Genomic DNA, 1707 nt, shown 5'->3' on the forward strand with positions numbered 1-1707 from the left:
CCAGATCCATACGCGTCAGGACAGACGCACGATCCCGCTCGCCTTCAGCTCAAAACACGTCGCCAGCCAAACCCTGGTGAATAAAGCGGGTTAGATAAGACGGCGATGGTTCCTGCACGATGGAAGAACGACCGATAGGCATCTGTTGCAGCAGGAAGACGTTCAGTTTCTACCAACGGAGGCTGTGAAGTGCTTTGACGCCTCCCTGCGAGTAGAAAAGCGCGTTCGAGGTGGCCGCCGAGTTGAATGATCATGTAAGTCTCGTCATTGAATTGTTGACCTTCACTTTTGTCGATGAAGGTATGAGGTTTCGGTGTTATACTTGTTCGATAGCAAGGTTTATTAATTATGTCGTTCGTGATCAGATTGAATATTGCGCTAGCGCCTCCATGAATAGATGGAGCTTGGTTTCGATTGCGGCAGCCGTTAAGGCGTCAAAGTCGAGCGGAGTCTCGATGTTGAGACAATGAACAAGGCGGTCATCGCCATCCCGAGACGCGTCGTAGATTTCAACACGACACTGCACGTATTGCTCTAATCGATCATGATAGAAGCTTAGGGTAGGAATTTCATAAAGATTGATCCCATTCGGTAGTGCGGTATCGGAGAGGATCAATCGTATACCGGCACCGACGACAGCAAGGGCTTCGTCGGTGTGATCGTTATCAGTGACGACGTGATGAGCGTAGTTGCCGAGTGAACCGGCGCGGCTAAATGCGTGCATGGTCGGCTCAATCACTTGATCTCTGAGTTCGGCGAAGCGGGTAACATTCTCAAAAGGCTTAGCTTTAGCCAACTCGGGATATTGCAACAAAGCGATCTGCAGTCTTTTATGACGCTGCTCCATATTGTGAAGCCGAATACGGTTCGCTGCTGTGTTGTCATCAAGTGAAGATTTGCTCATGTTGCGCACCGTTATCCATTACAATTCTTGAGCTGATTTTTTTACAGTTTCTAGAGTCATGTGGGCGCTTTTTGGCGCATGTCCACCCCTTGTGTTTATATTAATCGGAAAGCGATCAGTCACAGCGTAGCGAGGCCCAGAACACCCCTCAATGGGCAGCAAAAATTTCTTATCCTTAAGCATGAGGTAACGTGCTACATCCTATAATTATGTCTGTTATGTTTTACGGGCAGTATGTAGGGAATCGATTTCATAATATCATAGTAATATTTTTTAAATTCAGGGATTATCATTGACGGTTTGTCCTTATGGGATTTACAAAGGAATATTTACACTTAATTTGATTTCATTATTACATTTATTAAGTATACAAGCTCAAGATATAAACGATAAATAACTGTCATATGAATGCATCCATTGGCATTGTATAGATTTTATGAAATTGCAGTCAAAACTAGTCATAAAAGCTGGGACTTTAAGAGCTTGATTGTCAACCACACCCAGGCCGGGAGGTCCATGCTTTAACAGGGGCAACCAGTCGATCTGGCTCTTGGTGACGTCGGTGAACCAGGTTGAAGTCATTCGATTGTCATCTCCCCCCCGTATCGGAAAACGCGATCGAATATTCTCTTTGATCTAGGAATCGATTGGCGACTGATGCTGTCCATCTACGACCTTCAAGTTACCTATCCGGGGCGGTTAACCGCCCTGAGTGTCTGTCCGGCGACATATTGAGTGATGTGAGGGGTTTGTGATTTAAGGCGGCCTGTGTGGAGGCTGCCGATGTGGACGACCGAGAACCG

The 1707-nt window shown here is 46.5% G+C and carries 1 protein-coding gene; it reads right to left on the reverse strand.

Annotated features, from left to right (window positions below):
* Positions 1-361: 361 nt before the first annotated feature.
* On the reverse strand, positions 362-913 hold the full coding sequence (locus tag BM396_RS32530) for a hypothetical protein (protein WP_139239624.1): 552 nt from the start codon (positions 911-913) through the stop codon (positions 362-364).
* Between the last annotated feature and the right edge of the window lie 794 nt (positions 914-1707).

The organism is Methylobacterium sp. UNCCL125 (assembly GCF_900116795.1).
GTDB classification, from domain to species: Bacteria; Pseudomonadota; Alphaproteobacteria; order Rhizobiales; family Beijerinckiaceae; genus Methylobacterium; species Methylobacterium fujisawaense.